This is a genomic window from Chthoniobacterales bacterium, from assembly GCA_039930045.1.
Lineage (GTDB): Bacteria > Verrucomicrobiota > Verrucomicrobiia > Chthoniobacterales > DASVRZ01 > DASVRZ01.
Genome location: JBDSQB010000002.1, coordinates 457855 through 475935, shown reverse-complemented (window position 1 = coordinate 475935; position 18081 = coordinate 457855). Strand labels below are relative to the sequence as shown.

The 18081-nt window shown below is 57.3% G+C and carries 23 protein-coding genes; 11 read left to right on the top strand and 12 right to left on the bottom strand.

The genetic code is table 11. From position 1 onward, the window contains the following. The first annotated feature begins 6 nt into the window (after positions 1-6). Positions 7-789, top strand: coding sequence for a hypothetical protein (locus ABIT76_02360; GenBank protein MEO7931978.1), 783 nt, complete (start codon positions 7-9; stop codon positions 787-789). After that, positions 780-1781, top strand: a complete 1002-nt coding sequence (locus tag ABIT76_02355; protein ID MEO7931977.1) for a lysylphosphatidylglycerol synthase transmembrane domain-containing protein — start codon at positions 780-782, stop codon at positions 1779-1781. Before ABIT76_02360 ends, ABIT76_02355 begins: the two co-directional genes overlap by 10 nt. A 71-nt stretch (positions 1782-1852) precedes the next feature. Here ABIT76_02355 and ABIT76_02350 read toward each other — a convergent pair whose 3' ends face one another. From ABIT76_02350 to ABIT76_02335, 4 genes are all read right to left on the bottom strand, one after another. Then, complete coding sequence (locus ABIT76_02350) at positions 1853-2191, bottom strand: P-II family nitrogen regulator (GenBank protein MEO7931976.1); 339 nt, start codon at positions 2189-2191, stop codon at positions 1853-1855. Positions 2192-2458: 267 nt separating this feature from the next. Continuing rightward, positions 2459-3388, bottom strand: a complete 930-nt coding sequence (locus ABIT76_02345; GenBank protein ID MEO7931975.1) for a metal ABC transporter permease — start codon at positions 3386-3388, stop codon at positions 2459-2461. Further along, entirely contained in the window at positions 3385-4122 is a 738-nt protein-coding gene (locus ABIT76_02340) for an ABC transporter ATP-binding protein (GenBank protein MEO7931974.1), read from the bottom strand. Before ABIT76_02340 ends, ABIT76_02345 begins: the two co-directional genes overlap by 4 nt. Then, positions 4122-4670, bottom strand: coding sequence for a hypothetical protein (locus ABIT76_02335; GenBank protein ID MEO7931973.1), 549 nt, complete (start codon positions 4668-4670; stop codon positions 4122-4124). Before ABIT76_02335 ends, ABIT76_02340 begins: the two co-directional genes overlap by 1 nt. Positions 4671-4772: 102 nt before the next feature. Between ABIT76_02335 and ABIT76_02330 the strand changes: the two genes are divergently transcribed. Together ABIT76_02330 and ABIT76_02325 are read left to right on the top strand one after the other, a co-directional pair. Continuing rightward, positions 4773-5525 carry a hypothetical protein gene (locus ABIT76_02330; protein ID MEO7931972.1) on the top strand — a complete coding sequence of 251 codons (753 nt, stop codon included), beginning with the start codon at positions 4773-4775 and terminating at the stop codon, positions 5523-5525. 3 nt (positions 5526-5528) lie between these two features. Continuing rightward, entirely contained in the window at positions 5529-5837 is a 309-nt protein-coding gene (locus tag ABIT76_02325; protein MEO7931971.1) for a hypothetical protein, read from the top strand. Here the strand turns inward: ABIT76_02325 and ABIT76_02320 are convergent. Genes ABIT76_02320 through miaA form a run of 3 tightly spaced genes read right to left on the bottom strand, consistent with a single transcriptional unit; the run spans position 5834 to position 8651 of the window. After that, the gene (locus tag ABIT76_02320) at positions 5834-6739 is read right to left on the bottom strand and encodes a TIGR03943 family protein (GenBank protein MEO7931970.1); all 906 of its coding nucleotides are present in this window, start codon (positions 6737-6739) and stop codon (positions 5834-5836) included. The two genes, ABIT76_02325 and ABIT76_02320, sit on opposite strands and share 4 nt — an antisense overlap. 18 nt (positions 6740-6757) lie before the next feature. After that, positions 6758-7726, bottom strand: a complete 969-nt coding sequence (locus tag ABIT76_02315; GenBank protein MEO7931969.1) for a permease — start codon at positions 7724-7726, stop codon at positions 6758-6760. Between the two features lie 10 nt (positions 7727-7736). Next, positions 7737-8651 carry a tRNA (adenosine(37)-N6)-dimethylallyltransferase MiaA gene (miaA, locus tag ABIT76_02310; GenBank protein MEO7931968.1) on the bottom strand — a complete coding sequence of 305 codons (915 nt, stop codon included), beginning with the start codon at positions 8649-8651 and terminating at the stop codon, positions 7737-7739. Between the two features lie 252 nt (positions 8652-8903). Between miaA and ABIT76_02305 the strand changes: the two genes are divergently transcribed. After that, the gene (locus ABIT76_02305; GenBank protein MEO7931967.1) at positions 8904-9641 is read left to right on the top strand and encodes a hypothetical protein; all 738 of its coding nucleotides are present in this window, start codon (positions 8904-8906) and stop codon (positions 9639-9641) included. 96 nt (positions 9642-9737) lie between these two features. Beyond that, positions 9738-10193, top strand: a complete 456-nt coding sequence (locus ABIT76_02300; GenBank protein ID MEO7931966.1) for a tRNA (cytidine(34)-2'-O)-methyltransferase — start codon at positions 9738-9740, stop codon at positions 10191-10193. 1 nt (position 10194) lies between these two features. On the opposite strand, the gene ABIT76_02295 is transcribed toward ABIT76_02300, so the two are convergent. Together ABIT76_02295 and queA are read right to left on the bottom strand one after the other, a co-directional pair. Next, positions 10195-10689, bottom strand: a complete 495-nt coding sequence (locus ABIT76_02295; protein ID MEO7931965.1) for a VOC family protein — start codon at positions 10687-10689, stop codon at positions 10195-10197. A gap of 16 nt (positions 10690-10705) precedes the next feature. Continuing rightward, positions 10706-11683, bottom strand: coding sequence for a tRNA preQ1(34) S-adenosylmethionine ribosyltransferase-isomerase QueA (gene queA, locus ABIT76_02290; protein MEO7931964.1), 978 nt, complete (start codon positions 11681-11683; stop codon positions 10706-10708). Positions 11684-11760: 77 nt separating this feature from the next. Between queA and trpB the strand changes: the two genes are divergently transcribed. Genes trpB through ABIT76_02265 form a run of 5 tightly spaced genes read left to right on the top strand, consistent with a single transcriptional unit; the run spans position 11761 to position 15319 of the window. After that, positions 11761-12981 (top strand): tryptophan synthase subunit beta, encoded by a 1221-nt coding sequence (trpB, locus tag ABIT76_02285; protein MEO7931963.1) that lies wholly within the window; start codon positions 11761-11763, stop codon positions 12979-12981. Next, positions 12978-13262, top strand: a complete 285-nt coding sequence (locus tag ABIT76_02280) for a hypothetical protein (protein ID MEO7931962.1) — start codon at positions 12978-12980, stop codon at positions 13260-13262. Before trpB ends, ABIT76_02280 begins: the two co-directional genes overlap by 4 nt. Further along, positions 13259-14134, top strand: a complete 876-nt coding sequence (locus ABIT76_02275) for a YicC/YloC family endoribonuclease (GenBank protein MEO7931961.1) — start codon at positions 13259-13261, stop codon at positions 14132-14134. The genes ABIT76_02280 and ABIT76_02275 overlap by 4 nt, the downstream gene beginning before the upstream one ends. Then, entirely contained in the window at positions 14127-14771 is a 645-nt protein-coding gene (gene gmk, locus ABIT76_02270; protein ID MEO7931960.1) for a guanylate kinase, read from the top strand. Before ABIT76_02275 ends, gmk begins: the two co-directional genes overlap by 8 nt. A 5-nt stretch (positions 14772-14776) precedes the next feature. Beyond that, positions 14777-15319 (top strand): flavoprotein, encoded by a 543-nt coding sequence (locus ABIT76_02265; protein MEO7931959.1) that lies wholly within the window; start codon positions 14777-14779, stop codon positions 15317-15319. Positions 15320-15438: 119 nt separating this feature from the next. Here ABIT76_02265 and ABIT76_02260 read toward each other — a convergent pair whose 3' ends face one another. The 3 genes from ABIT76_02260 to ABIT76_02250 form a co-directional block, all read right to left on the bottom strand. After that, entirely contained in the window at positions 15439-15786 is a 348-nt protein-coding gene (locus ABIT76_02260; protein ID MEO7931958.1) for a hypothetical protein, read from the bottom strand. Positions 15787-15868: 82 nt separating this feature from the next. Next, positions 15869-16873, bottom strand: a complete 1005-nt coding sequence (gene ruvB, locus ABIT76_02255) for a Holliday junction branch migration DNA helicase RuvB (GenBank protein MEO7931957.1) — start codon at positions 16871-16873, stop codon at positions 15869-15871. Positions 16874-16954: 81 nt separating this feature from the next. Further along, complete coding sequence (locus tag ABIT76_02250) at positions 16955-17926, bottom strand: SPFH domain-containing protein (GenBank protein MEO7931956.1); 972 nt, start codon at positions 17924-17926, stop codon at positions 16955-16957. Positions 17927-18081: the final 155 nt, after the last annotated feature.

Genomic DNA, 18081 nt, shown 5'->3' with positions numbered 1-18081 from the left:
GACGGGATGCAGACCATTTCACCAGCTCCGGGTTGGATCGCACGCACAGGCAGCCGCATCGACCTAATTCGGATCAACGATCTTTCGCGCGACACCATCGCGGGCGTGCCGGTCTGGGTGAAACGCCGCACCTGGCTCAGCCGATTGTTGGTGCCGGTGGCCAATGGTTTTTTCTGGCTGGCGGGAAATCCGGTGGAGGTTTTTGCAACGAATGCCGAGTGGCAGCGGAACGAGACGCGCACCTTTCTCCTCCTCAATGGTGAGAACCGCCGGGTCGGTGCGCTGCGCACGGACTCGGTGTACGCGGAGGCTTTGCCGGGGACGGATCTCGTCGGGTTGCTGAGAGATAACGATCTGACTCCGGAAGTGATGCAGTCTGTGGGAAAGGCTTTTCGCCAGATGCATCGGACACTGAATCCGGCGACGGGTGAGCTGTTTTCCCATGGCGATCCGCATCTCGGCAACGTGCTCTATGATGACCTCTCGCAGTCGGTAAACTGGGTGGACTTTGAGACGATTCACTGTGGCAATCTCGACGTACGGGAACGGCACGCGGATGATTTGCTCGTGCTTCTGTTGGACTTGGTGGGCCGCGCCAGCGAGGAGCAATGGCAGTCGCTCAGCCCCGCATTTTTACAGGCATACCAAGAGCCGGGGGTGCTGGCTGAGTTGAAAAATCGCCTGCGTCTCCCATCCGGCTTGGGCGCGATTTGGTGGGCGGTGCGGACGAGTTATCTGGGACGAGAGGAACTGCGTCGCCGCATCCATTGGCTGCGCGAATGCCTGTGAAAAAACGACTCTGGCAGTTTTTCCAGATCGCGCTCACGGTGGGAGTGCTCTACTGGCTGTTCCGCGACGCGGGCAAGCGTGAGTCGATGCTCCATGCGCTGAAAAACGCCCGCTGGTCGTGGCTGCTGCTCGGGCTGGGCTGGGCGATGGTGGGCGAGGTCACAGGCATTCTGCGCTGGCGAATTTTCCTTCAGGCGCAAGGCATTCACGCCAGTCTGGGAACGGTCTCACGCTGGTTTTTCATAGGGCTTTTTTTCAATATTTTCCTGCCCGGAACCACCGGAGGCGATCTGGCCCGGCTCTATTATTTGTGGCGCGACTACCCGCAGCATCGACAGGGTGCTTTTCTGACGCTGGTCGCGGATCGGCTAATTGGGCTGATTCCGTTGATTCTTGCGGCGGCGCTGGGAACGACGCTCAATTACCGATGGCTCACGCAGACACCGGCGACTTCGGGTTTGCTCATGAGCACGTTGGTTTTTTGCGGAGGCATGGCCGTGGTGATCGGACTTTCATTCTTCTTTAGCGCCCATTCGAAGATTCCCCAATGGCTGCCGGGTCACCAGCAACTCGCCGGTCTGGCCAAGGCCTGGCAGCTTTTCACAAAGGAGGGCCATCAGTTCAGTTGGGCTCTATTCCTCTCGATGCCCGTTTTGTTTTCCTACTATGGCGGATTTTATTGCGCCTCGCGCGCGGTCGATGCCGGGGCGACTCTGGGTCAAATCTTTTCGCTGATGCCGATCGTCACGATCATCACTTCGCTGCCGATCAGCGTCGCAGGGTTGGGTGTTCGGGAAGGGCTTTTCGAGCGTTTGCTCGGCGATCTGTGTGGCACGCCTGCCGAGGTCGCGGCGCTAGTTTCGCTCCTTGGATTTCTGATGTTCACCTTTTACGGAGTCATCGGAGCCGTGGTCTATCTCTTCTCGCAGCGGATGGACCGGGCACAACTCGCCGAGATGGAAGCCATCGAGAGCGCCGCCGCCGAGACATGAAAAAGCCGACCGGGAATGTGAATTCCCCGCCGGCTTTTGAGTTGGATTCGTCTCTGACTGGAGACGAAAAACTAGACGGCTTGGTCGCCGGTTTCGTCGGTGCGAATGCGGATGGCTTCCTCCACCGTGGAAACGAAAACTTTTCCGTCGCCGATTTTGCCAGTTTTGGCGGCTTTGACGATGGCGGCGGTGGCGTTGTCCACCAGCGCGTCGGTGAGAACGACTTCAATTTTAATCTTGGGGAGAAAATCGACGGTGTATTCACTGCCGCGATAGATCTCGGTATGACCCTTTTGGCGGCCAAATCCTTTGACTTCGCTGACGGTCATACCTTCGATACCGAGGTCGGCGAGGGCGTCTTTTACTTCTTCAAGTTTGAAGGGTTTGATAATAGCTTCAATTTTTTTCATGTTTGGTTGTGATTGGATGACTGCCACAGTTCGTTGGCAGCCGGAGTTTTACTGATAGCCCAGATTTCTTACAACCTGCGGCACGTTTGGCCAATAGCAAAGTGCGTGCCAGACTAAATTTCAGCGCAAGATTATCCGTGAGGCTACAAGGCGCAATGGCTAAACTGTTCTGAAAAACATTCCCGTCTCCGAGGCGGCGATGTGTAACTCGAATGGAGGCGGGAGCATTTCTTGTCGCGAATTGCCCAAGACGTCAAATTAAGTGCACTAATCGTTTTTGCGGGCTGAGGGAGCTTGTGAGCTCTCCAGAAGAGTGTGCGGCTGTTCCCAGCGTTCGAGAGATTCCCGATGGAAATGCCTGCGGCGCAGGAACTTCGAGAGAATGCCATATCGCGGGCCAAAGAAGTAAGCCAGCAGGAAGATACTGCCGAGCAGAAGAACGATGCAGGGGCCGGTTTCGAGGTCGAACCAGTAGGAAAGCAGCAACCCGAGGCAGGAGCCCACGCTGCCCAGCAAGCCGCCGCACCAAAACATTTTGCTCACGGAATCACTCAGCAGATAAATCGTGGCCGCCGGAGCTACGAGCAGGCCCAGCGCCAGCACTACGCCCACGGCTTGCAGTGTGGAGATCATGGTGAGCACTAGCATACCCATGAGCAGATAATTTAGCGTTTCCACCCGGATGCCTTGGGATTTGGCCACGGTCGGATCGAAAAGGCAAAGTAGCAGCGGACGTTGCAAGGCCACGACGGTGGGAATTACCAGTAGGGCGATGCCGTAGTTCATCCAAAGATCGCTGTCGGAGAGTCCGAGGATATTGCCAAATAAATAGTGATGCAGCGAGATCGGCGAATGGACTTTGTTGAGCAAAATCACGCCAATGGAAAACGCCACTGTGTATAAAATGCCGAGTGAGGTGTCCTCTTTGATCCGGGAATTTCGCGAGATGAGTTGCGATCCAACTGTCACGAAAAGCGCTGCCGCCAAAGCCCCAAAAAACAATCCCAGCGGGGCAATGCCGAAGAGCAATACGCCAATCGCGAGTCCGGGCAGCAGCGAATGCGACAGCGCATCGGCCATTAAAGCCAGCCGGCGAAGCACGATGAAGGCGCCTAGAAAGCCATTCAAAAAACCAATAACCGCGCAGCCGTAAAGAGCGCGGAGCATGAACTCATGCTGAAAGGGTTCGAGGTTCATGCGTGTTTTCTGCCGGAAAATGCCAGCGTGCCGTAGGTACGGTCGATGTTGGCTTTGGTGAATGCGTCGCGCGTGTTTCCGCTGGCAATGAGCTCTCCATTCAAGAGCAGCACCTCGGAGAAAAGCCCCTTGACCGTCGCGAGATCGTGATGCGAGGCGATGATCAGTTTTCCATCCGCGGCCAGTTCGCGCAGAGTGATGGACAGGCTTTCGCGGGCGGGCTCGTCGAGTCCGGTAAATGGCTCGTCGAGCAGGAAAACATGGGCCTCCTGCGCCAGCGAACGCGCCAAAAACGCCCGTTGCTGCTGGCCGCCGGAGAGCGCGGAAATCTGGCGTTTTTCCAAGTCACCGAGCCGCATTTGATCGATGGCGAGCTGCACGGCTCTTTCATCTTCCTGGCGATAGCGTTGCGACCAGCCAACCCGCAGATAACGCCCCATCTCGACCAGGCCGCGTACGGTCAGAGGGAAATCCCAGTCGATATTTTCGCGCTGGGGCAGGTAGGCAAAATCCGTATTTGCACGCCTCACCTCGCGCCCGTGGAATACAATGGAACCCGTCTCTGGCGTGAGCAGGCCGGCGAGCGTCTTCAGGAGCGTGGTTTTGCCCGCTCCATTGGGGCCCATCAAGGCCACGCACTGTCCGCAAGACGTCTCAAACTCGATGTGATGCACGGCGGGCACACGGTTGTAGGAGACCGTGAGATCGGAAACTTCGAGGCGGTGACTGGCCATCAGGGCTGAGCCTTTCCAGTGAAGGTGAGAAGCTCGAAAATGGTCCGCTTGCCCCAGAGTGTCTGGAGTTGGCGGGAACCATTGGCGCGCGTCACTTGGATGCTGGCGCCCACCTTTTTGAAATACTCCGGCCAGGTGCCTTCGAAGACGAGATCAATTCCCTCAGCAGGAAAATGAACGTCGATGGTTTTGCTCGCGTCGAAGGCGGACTTGTCGGTTTGGGCGAGGATTTCCTGACCGAGAAACTTAAGGGAAAACTTCTCCGGTGGTTGGGTGAAAGTAAGCGCGATAGTGATTTTTTCCTTCGTAGGCGCGACCACTTTCAGGGGAGTTGGATTCGACTTGGGGCGGGTGAGAGAGCGCAGGGGCAGACCGGCCAGGAGCAGGGCCAGAAGCGTGAGAAACGTTCGCAGCAAAGGCCAGCCTTTCATGAAACGGCCTCTTCCAATCTGCGAAAAATAAAGGACGGCTTTTTCATTTTCGGACGCGCGATTTAACCACTGTTTGCCAGCAGCAACCAGTGAAAAGATGGTGGCTTGAGAGCTCACATTTCTAAAAAAGTTCTTGGCAAACCGCTTGTTGTATTTAAGACTCAGTCGCATCAGAAGCTCGCGGCTGAGCTGCTGATAAAAAACTAACGTCTCATCCTCATGCTTAAATTGTCACTTCCATATCCTGCTCAGCTTTTAATATGTCTGGCAGCTCTGTTCCTTATCGCTTCGCCGGCCGACGCCGGACAGCGCAAATTTGCCTTCAGCTACGAATCCACCACCTCTCCTCAGGGTGCCGTCGAACTGGAAAACTGGGTTACTTGGAAGCACGATGGCGCTGATGGAAACGCTTTTGAATTCCGACACGAGCTGGAGTTCGGCGTCACGGATCGACTGCAACTCGGCATCTACTTGGCCGACTGGAGTTACAGTGATGCCGTCGGCGCGGTTTACGAACATTCGGGCGTGGAAGCGATCTACAATCTCACCAATCCGACTACGGATTTCCTTGGTTCAGCGGTTTACCTCGAGGTCGTTGGTGGTAATGACGTCGCCGAAGTGGAGGGAAAATTGTTGCTCCAAAAGAACGTTGGCCCTCTCGTAGTCGCCTATAACTTGGTGCTCGAAGGAAAATGGGAAGGCGAAAATCTGGACGAGCGCGAAGGCGAATTTGCCCAAACTTTGGGTGTCAGCTACGAGTTAAATCCGCATTTCTCCATCGGCGTGGAAGCCTTTCATGAAATCCCGCTGCCCGATTGGAAAAGCGGCGAAGACTCCATCGTTTTTGCGGGGCCGAACGCCTCGGTGCGTTTCGGACGTTTCTTCGTGACTGCCGCCTGCCTCGCGCAACTGACTGATATCGAAGGGGAGCCCGATTGGGAGAACCGGATGATCGTTGGCTTCGATTTCTAGAGCATGATCGAAAACTTTCTTCGTCTGATCGCAGCCTCGATTGCATTGGCAGTCGCGGGCTGCGCAACGACCCAGCCGATAGCGCCATCGGTAAATGCGAGCATGGCGCAGAATGGTATTTCGCTTAAGACGCTGGAGCTCGGACGCACCACGTTTGCCACGAGTTGCACGGCGTGTCATGCGGCCCAACCCGTTGCCCATTACACTTTGCAGGAATGGAGTGGCATCGTCGATGGAATGGCTCCGAGGGCGCATTTGGATGCGACTCGCAAGGCGGCTCTGATGAGCTATCTCACCGCCCTGAAATCCTAATACAGCATGGTCTCTTCCGGAGGATCAATAGGCTCGATTTTTTTCGCCTTGATCACCGCAATGGTGCGTCCGTTTTCGATGGAAAATGCAATGTCGCCCACGACTTTGGTCCAGGTCATGTCGGAGATTTTCGATGGAATGGGAAGAGCGGTATCGTGCTCGATCAGGAGCGAAACGGGCTGGGCGTCGGCAGCGCAGCAGGTCATGAAAAGACGGACGAGTTTGAATCGATTGCCAGTGGGATTGTTGCCTTTGGCGGGCATAAACTGGCCGATGATCTCGGCGGATTTGCCCACGAACGGCTTTCGCAAAGTCGGCTCTTCCGCGGCGTAAAGCAGGTCGGCCACATTTACTTGAATGTTGCCGTTGGCATCTGGTTTGAAGAAATCCTCCGCTGTCTGATCTTCAGTTGGCGGCGGGGTGCTGGAGGCATTGGGATTTGCGTCCGGGAGCGCGGGCTCGATGGTCGGAGTGGTCGCCGTTACTTTCGGAACAGGCAGCGTTTTGCTCATTTTGTCCGCCAGTCCCGGAAGGGCAGCCGCGCTGTCGGCGATGCCGCGAGTGGCGAGGATATTTGAGCCGTAGGAGTCGCGGGTAAAAGTCGCCGCGATGGCCAGTGGCAGCAGAAGCATAATGGGAAACAGCCAGCTCGAAACGAATGGCGAGCGGGTTTGCTCGGGGCAATTTTCCACGATGCCGCACTCGCAGACGGCCTTCTGGTTTCGCGTGAGAAACAAGGTGATCGCGCAGAGCACGAGGACAATTCCGGCGATGAGCACCTGCGGCCGAAACGATGGATGGAGGAAGGCGCTTAGTCGTCCGCTCAGGTAAAAATAGAGCAAAACGCCGCCCCATTCGAGGAGGGTGACCGGGGCGAGAAGACTGGTGATTTTATTTTTCACTGAAGTTTCATCGGAGTTTCAGGGCAATGTCTTCGCCAGAAAAATGCAGAGAAGCCCGATGCCTACAAACAAACTCGCGGCCATCGCGATGGTGAATTTTTTCCGGAAGACTAGACCATACATCAGGAAAAGTTTTACGTCCATCATGGGGCCGAGCACCATGAAAGCCAGCTTGGCTGCCAGCGGAAAGGCGACGAAATTGGCCGCAATAAAAGCGTCGCTCGTGCTGCACAGCGAGAGAATGGAGGCGAGGCCTTCCAGCGAAAAAGTCGCGAGCCAGATGTTGCCCGCCAGCGGCAGAATGATCGTCTCGCGATGAATGGCGGTGTTGAAAATAGCCGCCAGAATCGCTCCCATGATCAGGTAAAACGCGACGTCGAGAAAGTCGAACGAAGCCGTCCGCAACGCCGCCAGCAGCCGACTGCGAATCGAAGGGCGCGGCTCTGCGGCAGTGAGATCATCGAGCGTGGCCGAGTCGTCGGGCACGGCGGCGAAGAGACTCGTGAAACGCTGGGGTGCAGGCTCGAGCAGGTTCGGCAGGAGGATTTCCTGCTTCGGCAAACGCAGCACGATGGCTCCGAAAATGCACGCGATCAGAAAACCGAGGATCATGCGGAAGGCCAGCACGGTTCCAGGTTCTTGGCCGCGAAACGCGGCATACGTGCTCAGCGCAACGACAGGGTTGATGATCGGGGAAGCGAGCAAATACGTGACCGCCGGTGCGATGGGCAGTCCTTTTTTCAGCATCCGCCGGATCACTGGGATCACGCCGCATTCGCACATCGGCAGGAAGAAACCCAAGACGCCTGCGACTCCGATGGCGAGCGCGGCGTTCTTTGGCAGCCAGCGTTCGAGGGCTTGCGCGGGGAGAAAGGCGTCGATCAAGCCCGAGAGCAGTGTGCCGAGGAAAAGATAGGGCACTCCCTCAAAGAGAATGCTGAGAAATGAGATGCTGAAATCGTGCGGATTGAACGAAAACCAACTCATTTGATGGCGCTCAGTCTCGCACGGCGGCCTGTGAGTGCAATGGGACTCGAATCTCCAGCGTGGCGCAGGCGTGAACGAGGGCGTTTTCCGGCATGACGAGCGGCCAGCGGGCGCGATGGCGAAACCACGTGCGCTGGCGCTTGGCGTATTGGCGTGTGGCGATCACGATTCGCTCGTGACATTGCGCCAGCGTGATCTCGCCGGTTAGAAACGCTGATATCTCTGCAAGTCCGATGGTTTTCCGGCAGGTGGCGCTGCACGGGCCGAGCGTGCGGACTTCCTCGAGGGCGCCATTTTCCAATAACGCTGCTGTCCGCTGCTCGATTCGCTGCAGCAAAACATCCCGCCCTGGATCCAGCACGAGGCCGCGCACGGAGCGATCCGGCTCCCGGGCAAAGGACGCAAAGGGCTGCCCCGTCACCGTCACAATTTCGATCGCCCGCTGCACCCGTCGGGGATTTTGCAGATCGACGATCGCTGTTGCAGTCGGGTCGAGCCGCTGCAATTCCGCGACCATTTCTGGCAAGGTCAGGGAGCTCAGCCGCTGGCGAATCGCTTCATTTGGCGGCGGTGTTTCGGGCAATCCGTCGAAGAACGCCTCCAGATAAAAACCAGACCCGCCGACGACGAGAGCACGTTTATTTCTGCCACGGATTTCCTCCAAAGCTGCTCTCGCCAGCCGCGCAAAATCCGCCGCACTAGACTCCACCTGCGGCCCCAGCACGTCCACCAGGTGATGGCGCACGCGTTTTTTTTCAGTCGAGTTAGGTTGCGCGGTCAGCACGGCGAGACCGCGATAGACCTGATACGCGTCGGCGCTGATGATTTCCGCATCCCATTGCTCCGCCAGCTCCACGGCGAGCGCCGACTTCCCGCTCGCAGTCGGGCCTGCCAGCACGAAGACATCGTCCCATTTTCCGCTCAAAATCCGCGACCTCCGATTGATCGCTTGCGAGTGGCATTGCACTGTGCTACAGATCTCCCCTTCCGGCACCGCAGCGTGCCATTCTCATTGGGCAGGAAAATTTCCGGCGCGCTGGATGGCCACCTTGTTGGCGCCGGTTCTTTGACAACGACTCCGCAGTTTCGCACGCGAGCACACGGCTCCCGACGAACCACCGCGGAGTCAGCATCCAATATGCGCCTTGTCATATCACACACCTATATGAACACAGCTATGAATGAAAACACTTCGCCCCACTCAGGGCAAAACAATCGCGGACCGCGAGACAATAATCGCGACAACAACCGCAACCGGGGCGGCTCACGCGGCGGCCGCCGCAACGACTCACGCGGTCCCCGCAGAGACAACGGCAACCGCTCGCAGCGGGAACGTTCCAACTACGGCAACCGCGACGGCCACCAGGCTCCCAAGCCGCTCACCTTCTGGGGAAAGATAGTCGCTTTCTTCTCCGGGAAAAAAGCCACCGCACCCGCATCTACGCAGCCCCGCTCGATCCATCCGACCGAGCAGCGCGCCGAGGAACAACGCACCGGGCGTCCCTCCGACAGCTATCGCCGCACGGAGACCCGTCCCGACCGCAACGCCGAGCCAGCCGACGCAGCGGCATCAAACGAGCCCTCTGAGTCCCGCGAAACCCGCGCACCACGTGAAGAACGCGCTCCCCGCTCCATCGAAATCATCGAGGTTACCTCGCCGAAACTCTATGTCGGCAACCTCTCCTTCGACGCCGCCGAGAGCGATCTCATCGACCTCTTCAACGGAGTCGGAAAAGTGCGCAACGCCGAGGTCGTGAGCAACAACTACACGCAGAAATCGAAAGGTTTCGCCTTCGTCACCATGGAAACCATCGACGAAGCCAAACGCGCCGTCACCGAGCTTCATGATAAAGAATTCATGGGCCGCAAGCTGCTCGTCAGCGGAGCCAAAACCTCCGAACGCAGCGCTTCCTAACTCGAAACGAACCAAACAAAATCCCAAACCCGTCATCCTCACCGATGGCGGGTTTTTTGTTTTTGGATTTTTCCATTCCAGTTCCATTCTACTCGCATGAACGTCGTCCTCGTCTCGCCGGAAATTCCTCCTAACACCGGCAACATCGCCCGCCTTTGCCTCGCCGCCGGGGCGACCTTGCATCTTATCCGACCTCTCGGATTTTCGTTGGACGACAAATACTTGAAACGCGCCGGCATGGACTACTGGCAGCACGTCGATCTCCACATTTGGGGCGATCTCGCCGCCTGCCAATCCGCAGCCAACCCGGAGGCCCAATGGTATTTCCTAACCACGAAAACCCGGCGCATCTATCATCAGGCACACTTCCAGAAAGGCGATTACCTCGTCTTTGGACGCGAAACGAAAGGCCTGCCGGAAAGCCTGCTAACATCCAATGCCGAAACTTGCCTCACCATTCCGATGCAACCCGAGGTCCGCAGCCTGAATCTGGCGACCAGCGTCGGCATCGTCCTCTACGAAGCACTTCGGCAGACGCGTCCGGTTGGTTAGTCTATCGTTCGGGAGCCTCGGCCAGAAGCCCCTTCACATCGAGGGGGCGGGTAAACATCGCAAGCCGGCCATCTGGTGTCATGGGCCAATTTTCGAGCGGACAATCCCAATACAACTCCACTCCATTTTCGTCCGGATCGCGCAAGTAAAGGGCGTGACTAACACCATGATCGCTCGCTCCGTCGAGAATGATGCCAGCGTCCATCAATCGCCGCAACGCATCCGCCAGCGCCCTTCGAGTCGGATACAAAATCGCGAGATGATACAGCCCGGTGCAACCCCGCGGGGGCGGCGTGCCATTCTTGCTCTCCCAGGTGTTCAAGCCAATGTGGTGATGATAGCCGCCTGCGGAAATGAAGGCCGCCTCGTCGCCAAAACGTTGCATGATTCGGAACCCGAGAATGCCACAGTAAAAGCCAATCGCACGATCGAGATCAGCCACCTTCAAATGCACGTGCCCAATGGAAACACCAGGATCAATGGAAGTATCTTTCATAGGAGTTAGAGCCGATTCAGACCAGCAACATACAGTCGCCGTAGGAGTAAAAGCGATACCGCTCCTCGACCGCTTTCGTGTAAGCCTCCAGAATCAATTCACGACCTGCGAACGCCGACACTAACATCAGCAACGTCGAACGCGGCAGATGGAAATTAGTGAGCAATTTATCAATCACCTGAAACTCGTATGGCGGGTGAATGAAAATCCGCGTCTCGCCCTCGCCCGCTCTTAGCTTGCCTTCGTGCGCGCAGCTTTCCAACACGCGCACCGTCGTCGTTCCCACTGCGAAGACGGACTTCGCTGCATTGATCTGCGCCGCCACTTCGGGTGACAACCAGAACTTTTCCGAGTGCATGATGTGATGCGTCAGGTCGTCGTCGTGCACCCCGCGAAATGTGCCCGCGCCGACTTGCAGCGTCACGAAGCAGTGCGGCAATTGTGCCAGCAATTCCGGAGTGAAATGCAACCCCGCCGTCGGCGCGGCGACCGCTCCCGATTGCGTGGCATAGACAGTCTGATAACGCTCCAAGTCCGATGCCTCCGCCTCGCGTCCGAAGTAAGGTGGCAGCGGCAGTTTTCCCACCTTCTCCAAATCCGGCTGCACCGAAAAATAAATCACCCGCGTGCCGTCTTCTAACATCGAGAGCACCTCGCCCCGGCAGCCAGCGATCATCACGGAATGGCCGGGCCGCATCTTGCGACCAGGCTTCACCATGCACTGCCAATGACCATCCGGACGCGGGTCGAGCACTAACAATTCGATGCGGCCATCATCGGAAAACACCCGCGCCGGGATCACCCGCGCATTGTTCAGCACCGTCAGATCATCCGCCGTGAGAAACTGCGGCAGATCGCGAAACTGCGCGTGCTCGATTGCACCCGAACTCCGATGAACGACTAACATGCGACTCCCATCGCGCTGCGCCGCTGGATAGCGCGCGATCAATTCATCGGGCAATTCAAAGTCATAATCCGCAGTCCGCAAACTCATCCCCTGTCTCTATCGCGGCAGGCCGAGCCCTGCAAACATTCGTGTGGAACCACCCCGATTCGTGGTTAAGTTTCGCCATGAGCACCGCCACCCAACCCAGCGCAACACGTTTCAATCAGTTGCCCGATGAATTTGGGCATTTCGGCGAATACGGCGGCATGTTTGTGCCCGAGACGCTGATGACGGCGCTCAATGACCTGACAGCCGAGTACCATCGCGCACGGGTCGATCCCGAGTTTCAGGCGGAGCTGGCCGATTTGCTCCACAATTTCTGCGGGCGGCCCACCCCGCTCTATCACGCGGCGCGGCTCACGGAGCATCTCGGCGGGGCGAAGATTTATCTGAAGCGGGAGGATTTGCTCCATACCGGAGCGCATAAGATTAACAACGCCATCGGCCAGATTCTGCTGGCGAATCGCATGGGCAAGAAACGGATCATTGCCGAAACGGGGGCGGGTCAGCATGGGGTGGCGACGGCGACGGTAGCGGCGCGGTTTGGCTGCGAATGCGTGATCTATATGGGCGCGACCGACATGGTGCGTCAGTCGTTGAACGTGTCGCGGATGCGTTTCCTCGGGGCGACAGTGGTGCCGGTGACGGCGGGTCAGGCGACGTTGAAGGAGGCGGTGAATGAGGCGATGCGCGACTGGGTCACCAATGTGCGCTCGACCCATTACATATTAGGAACGGCTTACGGGTCGCATCCGTATCCGATGATGGTCCGGGATTTTCACCGCGTCATCGGAGACGAGGCGCGGCGGCAGATTTTGGAAAAAGAGAATCGACTTCCAGACTTATTGCTGGCTTGCGTGGGCGGCGGGAGTAATGCGATCGGGCTGTTCTATCCATTTCTCGGCGACGAAGAGGTGCGTATGACGGGCGTGGAAGCGGGCGGCGAGGGGATTATTTCGGGAAGGCACGCGGCGCGTTTTCAGGGTGGACGGTTGGGCGTTCTGCAAGGCGCGAAGACGTGGCTGCTGGCCGATGAAAATGGACAGGTCGAACTAACCCATTCCATTTCTGCCGGACTCGACTACGCGGCGGTTGGCCCGGAACATTGTTATCTGCACGACATCGGGCGGGTGAACTACGACTACGCCACCGACGACGCGGCGCTGGAGGCATTTCAGACACTGGCGAAGATCGAGGGAATCATTCCCGCGCTGGAATCCGCACACGCCGTGGCCCAGGCGATCAAGGTCGCGCCAACGATGCGAAAGGATGAACTCATCATCGTGAATCTCTCCGGCCGCGGTGATAAGGATGTAAGTCAGGCGGCGGATTTTCTTTTGAAATGACCTTTCTAAAATACTTCCTCGCCATCGTGGCTGCGGCGCTGGTCTCGGCATTGTTAGGAGGCGTCTTCGCAGCGGGAGTCGCATGGATCTCACCGGAGTTTGTGAAAGGCTGGTTTATGCCTCCGACGGGGAGCGACCCGGTGCGTTTCGCGGCAGCGCTAGGAATGATCTGGGGATTATTTCTAGGCACTGGCGTAATGGGATTTTGCATTTTGGTGACGACGCTCCTAACGATCGTGAAGCTGTTTAAGAAGAAGAGCAACGAGTCTCTCGAAGTATGAAAAGCATGACCGGCTATGGCCGCGGCCAGATGGCCGATGAGAGCCTGGCGATCACGGTGGAAGTCAATTCCGTCAATCGCAAGCAACTCGAGCCAGCGATCAATCTGCCACGCGACCTCGCCTCGCTGGAACCGCGCGTTCGCGAGCTTGTCGCAGCCACGTTGTCGCGCGGGCGCATCAATGTTCTGGTGGCGACTACGAATCTGGCGAGTGCGGCGGGCGGCGATCTGATCGATCCGGCAGCAGCGGCGCGGGCACATGCGGCTTTGCTGGCGCTCGTGGAGAGGCATCAGCTAACAGGGGGAGTTGGATTGCAATCGCTGCTAACCATTCCCGGTGTGCTGCGGGTGGAGGCGCTGAGTCATGATCTGGAAGTGGTCTGGCCGCTCTTGGAAAAAGCGTTGCAGCAGGCTTTAGAACAACTCGTGGCCATGCGCACGCGCGAAGGTGTCGATCTCCGCACGGACTTGGAAACGCGGGCTGCTAACATTCTATCCGCGATCGAAAAAATCCACGAATTGCACCCGGCGGTGATCGAGAAATATCGCGCTGCCCTGCACGAGCGCGTGCGCAAGATAGGAATCGAACTCGAATTGGACGACGACCGGCTCTCGAAGGAAGTCGTGCTCTTCGCGGATCGTTGCGACATTTCCGAGGAACTTACGCGTTTGCAGAGTCACCTCGGCCAGTTTTGCGAAAACCTAACCAAAGACGAACCGATTGGACGCACCTTGGAATTTATCGTGCAGGAGATCGGGCGCGAGCTGAATACTCTCGGCTCAAAGGCGAACGACGCGGCTATTTCGCAAATTATCGTGACGTGCAAGAGCGAGATGGAGAAGATACGCGAACAAGTCCAGAACATTGAATAAGCCCACGCAACCATTAGCTAGAAAAGACGCCTCGCGCCACGGCATTCTCTTTGTCGTGGCCGCCCCGTCGGGCGCTGGTAAGACGACGCTTTGCGAGGCGCTGCGGCAGACGCCGGATTTCATTTATTCCGTCTCCTGCACCACCCGCAAGCCGCGTCCCGGCGAGATTCATGGCGAGGATTACTTCTTTATTAGTGAGGACGAATTTCGCCCCCGCATTGAGGCTGGGGAATTTCTGGAATACGCCAACGTCCACGGCAATCTCTACGGGACTCTGCGCTCGACGGTGATCGAGCATTTGCAGGAAGGCGTCGATGTTCTTATCGATGTCGATATTCAAGGCGTGGCGGCGATTCGCGCGTTTCCCGATGCCTATATCCAGGAGGCGCTGGCGGATGTTTTCATCATGCCGCCGAGTCTGGATGAACTCCGCCGCCGGCTCACCAAACGTGGCACGGAAACTCCCGAGCAAATCGAAGTGCGCCTGACGAATGCCGCTCGCGAAATGAAAAGCTGGCGCGCCTTTCGTTACATCATCATCTCGGGCTCCACCGAGGAGGATTTGCAGAAATTTCGCGCCATCATGCGAGCCGAACGCTATCTCAGCCGCCGGATGAAAGACCTCATTCTGATCTAACTCCGATGGCTAACATCCTGCTCGGCATCACCGGTTCCATCGCTGCCTACAAGGCTGCCGATCTCGCCAGCCAGCTAACCAAACGCGGGCATCAGGTCACCGCCGTGATGACCGACGGAGCCGCGCAATTCATCACCCCGCTTACTCTGCAAACCCTCACGCGCCGAGCCGTGATCACCAGTGTGTGGGACGAGCGCGACAGCAGTCGTCCGGGTCACATCGAACTCGCGGACGAGGCCGATCTTTTACTCATCGCCCCAGCGACAGCGGATGTGTTAGCAAGACTGGCGCATGGCCTCGCCAACGACGCGCTGACTTCCATTGCACTCGCGACCCTGGCTCCGATGTTAGTCGCCCCAGCGATGAATGGAAAAATGTGGCTGCACGCCGCAACGCAGGCCAATGTGGCCATTCTAAAATCGCGCAACGTGCAATTCATCGGGCCCGAGTCGGGAATGTTAGCATGTGGATACGAGGGCATTGGGCGGCTCTTGCCCGTGGGCGATATTGTGGCCCGCGCCGAATCGCTTCTAGCTATTGGCGAATAGCTAGGTTTTTTGAGCCGCGATGCCGGCGGCCGACAAACTATTTGAGTACTAGCTAAAAATAATTTGTTGACTCGGCTCCTGAAATTATCTACTAGCAGTCTTATCTGATGTTCATTTCATCACACACACTTTGCCTCGCCCGCTACTGCGGATGGAAAGGGGGGATTCTGGATGCCAATTAAAAAAGCCCCTGCCAAGAAAGCAGCTCCCGTCAAAAAGGCAGCTCCTAAGAAACTAGCCGCTAAAAAGCCAGCCGCCAAAGCTGCGCCCAAAGCAGCCGCAAAAGCTGCTCCTAAGGCCGCTCCCAAAGCTGCCGCCAAGGCACCAGCCAAAAAAGCTGCACCAGCCGTCAAGGCCGCTCCCAAAAAAGCCGTAGCGAAAGCTCCTGCTAAAAAAGCCGCCCCGGCCGCAAAAGCTCCCGCCAAAAAAGCGGTCGCGAAGAAAAAATAGTCCCTGACTATTTTCAAGTTCCTAACAAATGGGAGGCTGGAGAAATCCGCCTCCCATTTTTGTTTCCAGATTGGAATGTAAGTCGGATCAGTTTCGATGTTAGTCGAAGAGATCGGCGGATTTTCCCGGAATGGAAAGTCCCAGCTTGCGATAGGCGGCTGGCATGGCCACGCGGCCCTGTGCGGTGCGCTTGAGATAGCCTTGCATGATGAGATAGGGCTCGTTCACGTCCTCGATCGTGCCAGCGTCCTCGCCCACTGAGACGGCGAGTGAATTGATTCCGACCGGGCCGCCTTGAAACTTGATGATGAGCGCCTCCAGGATGCGTTTGTCCATTTCATCGAAGCCGTCGGCGTCGATCTCGAGCATGGTTAGAGCTCTGGCCGCGATGTCTTGGTTGATCTGCGAATTGGCCTTTACCTGCGCATAGTCGCGCACCCAGCGGAGCAGATTGTTGGCGATGCGCGGTGTGCCCCGGGAACGCGCCGCGATCTCCAGCGCCCCAGGTTCGTCGATGGTTAGATCGAGCAAATGCGCGCTGCGCAAAACGATTTTTTGCAAATCCTCCGCCGTGTAATAATCGAGCCGTGGATTGATCCCAAAGCGGGATCGAAGTGGCGCACTAATCATTCCCGCGCGAGTCGTGGCACCGATGAGGGTGAAGCGCGGCAGATTCAACCGCACGCTGCGAGCGCTCGGGCCCTGGTCGATGAGGATGTCGAGTTTGAAATCCTCCATCGCGGGATAGAGATATTCCTCGATCGTCGGCTGGAGCCGGTGGATCTCGTCGATGAATAGAACGTCGCCGCGCTCCAGCGTGGTTAGAAGTCCGGCGAGGTCGCCCGCCTTCTCGATCATCGGGCCGCTGGTGTTCTTGATGCTGCCGCCCATAGCGGTCGCTAGAATGTAAGCCAGCGTGGTTTTTCCAAGACCGGGAGGTCCGCTCAAAAGAATATGATCGAGCACGTCGCCACGCTGTTTCGCGGCCTCGACCATGAGTTCAAGACGGTCGCAGACCTTGGACTGACCGCCAAAATCAGCAAACGCCGGGGGCCGCAACGAGCGGTCAAATTCCGGGTCCGGGGCGGTAGTGTTTCCTAACATGAGACCGATGATAGAACGCCGGACGCGCGAAGAGCACGCAAGATTTTGCGCAGGCGTGAGTCGAGTTAGATACGACTCTAGCTAAGGATTCGGCTTGGACTCTTTCGCCGCATTCAGCAATGCCGAAGTGTCGATCAGAGGAGTGCCGCCGTTGCCGGTGAAAAGCGGGAGGCGTCCATCCCAGCGCTGGAGTTGCTCGTATTGAATGAGCGGCGGCGTGATGCTTTTAGCCAGAAGGTCGTTGGCCTCGGCCTGGGCACGCGCTTTGGTAAGCGTGGCGGCGGCATCGCCCTCGGCCTGCGCCTTGACCGCATTGGCCTGGCCTGTGGCTTGGGTGACGTCCTGTTCGGCTTTCACCTTGGATTGCGCGAGCATATATTTCTGCTGCTCGGCGGCTTGCTGCGCCTGAATTTTAATGTCGAGGGCGCGCTGTAGCGACTGCGGTAAATGCACCTCGCGAATGCCAAAAGAAACGAGGTTGAGATGACGTTTGTCAAATTCCTCGCGAAGTCCGCGAATGATTTCCTCGATCATTTCCGCGCGCTTGCCGGAGGTAATTTCCTCCCAGGTGTAACGGGCCGCGACGACGGGCACTTGAGAACGGGTGTATTGGCGGACGACGCCGTTTTCCACGACGGAAATGGGAGCGCCGCCCCAGTCGGTGTAGAGCTGGTTGGCCTTGGATTTCTCGACCTGATATTGAATGACGACATCGAGGTTGATCTGCTGGCCCTCGTTGCTCTGGACCTTGATCGAGTCGTCGCCAGAAACGGTGCCCTCGTTGGAAGTCTGCACCATTTGATAGGTCTGAATGGTAACGGGATATTCCTGAATGGCCTGCGTCAATGGGTTGATAAAAGCCCAACCCGGATCGAGCGCCGAGGTGGTGACGCTGTGATTGATTTTGTCGAAGACGATGCCGACGTAGCCGGGGCGAATGTTGCGCCAGGCACTGAAGGTGACGATCAAAAGAAGGATCGCGATGACGAAGACGATGAGGATTTTCCCGAGACGAAAGGGAAGTTGCGGAGTGTAGTTAACGGTGGTGGCCATGTTTTTTATCGGGAAGGGAGAGAGGCTGGGGTGGCTTTCTGATGAGCCGGAGATAAACGATTTTCCCCAATTGCCATGCGACCCAGATCAAGAGTATCGCGACGACTGACTCTAAAAGGGTGGGCGACATTTCTTATCCATTCATCGCACAAATG

What these genes read in the sequence shown, in the direction of transcription:
- ABIT76_02360 (MEO7931978.1), top strand. Translation starts at nt 7, where the DNA reads ATGCAGACCATTTCACCAGCTCCGGGTTGGATCGCACGCACAGGCAGC.
- ABIT76_02355 (MEO7931977.1), top strand. Translation starts at nt 780, where the DNA reads ATGCCTGTGAAAAAACGACTCTGGCAGTTTTTCCAGATCGCGCTCACG.
- ABIT76_02350 (MEO7931976.1), bottom strand. Translation starts at nt 2,191, where the DNA reads ATGAAAAAAATTGAAGCTATTATCAAACCCTTCAAACTTGAAGAAGTA.
- ABIT76_02345 (MEO7931975.1), bottom strand. Translation starts at nt 3,388, where the DNA reads ATGAACCTCGAACCCTTTCAGCATGAGTTCATGCTCCGCGCTCTTTAC.
- ABIT76_02340 (MEO7931974.1), bottom strand. Translation starts at nt 4,122, where the DNA reads ATGGCCAGTCACCGCCTCGAAGTTTCCGATCTCACGGTCTCCTACAAC.
- ABIT76_02330 (MEO7931972.1), top strand. Translation starts at nt 4,773, where the DNA reads ATGCTTAAATTGTCACTTCCATATCCTGCTCAGCTTTTAATATGTCTG.
- ABIT76_02325 (MEO7931971.1), top strand. Translation starts at nt 5,529, where the DNA reads ATGATCGAAAACTTTCTTCGTCTGATCGCAGCCTCGATTGCATTGGCA.
- ABIT76_02315 (MEO7931969.1), bottom strand. Translation starts at nt 7,726, where the DNA reads ATGAGTTGGTTTTCGTTCAATCCGCACGATTTCAGCATCTCATTTCTC.
- ABIT76_02305 (MEO7931967.1), top strand. Translation starts at nt 8,904, where the DNA reads ATGAATGAAAACACTTCGCCCCACTCAGGGCAAAACAATCGCGGACCG.
- ABIT76_02300 (MEO7931966.1), top strand. Translation starts at nt 9,738, where the DNA reads ATGAACGTCGTCCTCGTCTCGCCGGAAATTCCTCCTAACACCGGCAAC.
- ABIT76_02295 (MEO7931965.1), bottom strand. Translation starts at nt 10,689, where the DNA reads ATGAAAGATACTTCCATTGATCCTGGTGTTTCCATTGGGCACGTGCAT.
- queA (MEO7931964.1), bottom strand. Translation starts at nt 11,683, where the DNA reads ATGAGTTTGCGGACTGCGGATTATGACTTTGAATTGCCCGATGAATTG.
- trpB (MEO7931963.1), top strand. Translation starts at nt 11,761, where the DNA reads ATGAGCACCGCCACCCAACCCAGCGCAACACGTTTCAATCAGTTGCCC.
- ABIT76_02280 (MEO7931962.1), top strand. Translation starts at nt 12,978, where the DNA reads ATGACCTTTCTAAAATACTTCCTCGCCATCGTGGCTGCGGCGCTGGTC.
- ABIT76_02275 (MEO7931961.1), top strand. Translation starts at nt 13,259, where the DNA reads ATGAAAAGCATGACCGGCTATGGCCGCGGCCAGATGGCCGATGAGAGC.
- ABIT76_02265 (MEO7931959.1), top strand. Translation starts at nt 14,777, where the DNA reads ATGGCTAACATCCTGCTCGGCATCACCGGTTCCATCGCTGCCTACAAG.
- ruvB (MEO7931957.1), bottom strand. Translation starts at nt 16,873, where the DNA reads ATGTTAGGAAACACTACCGCCCCGGACCCGGAATTTGACCGCTCGTTG.
- ABIT76_02250 (MEO7931956.1), bottom strand. Translation starts at nt 17,926, where the DNA reads ATGGCCACCACCGTTAACTACACTCCGCAACTTCCCTTTCGTCTCGGG.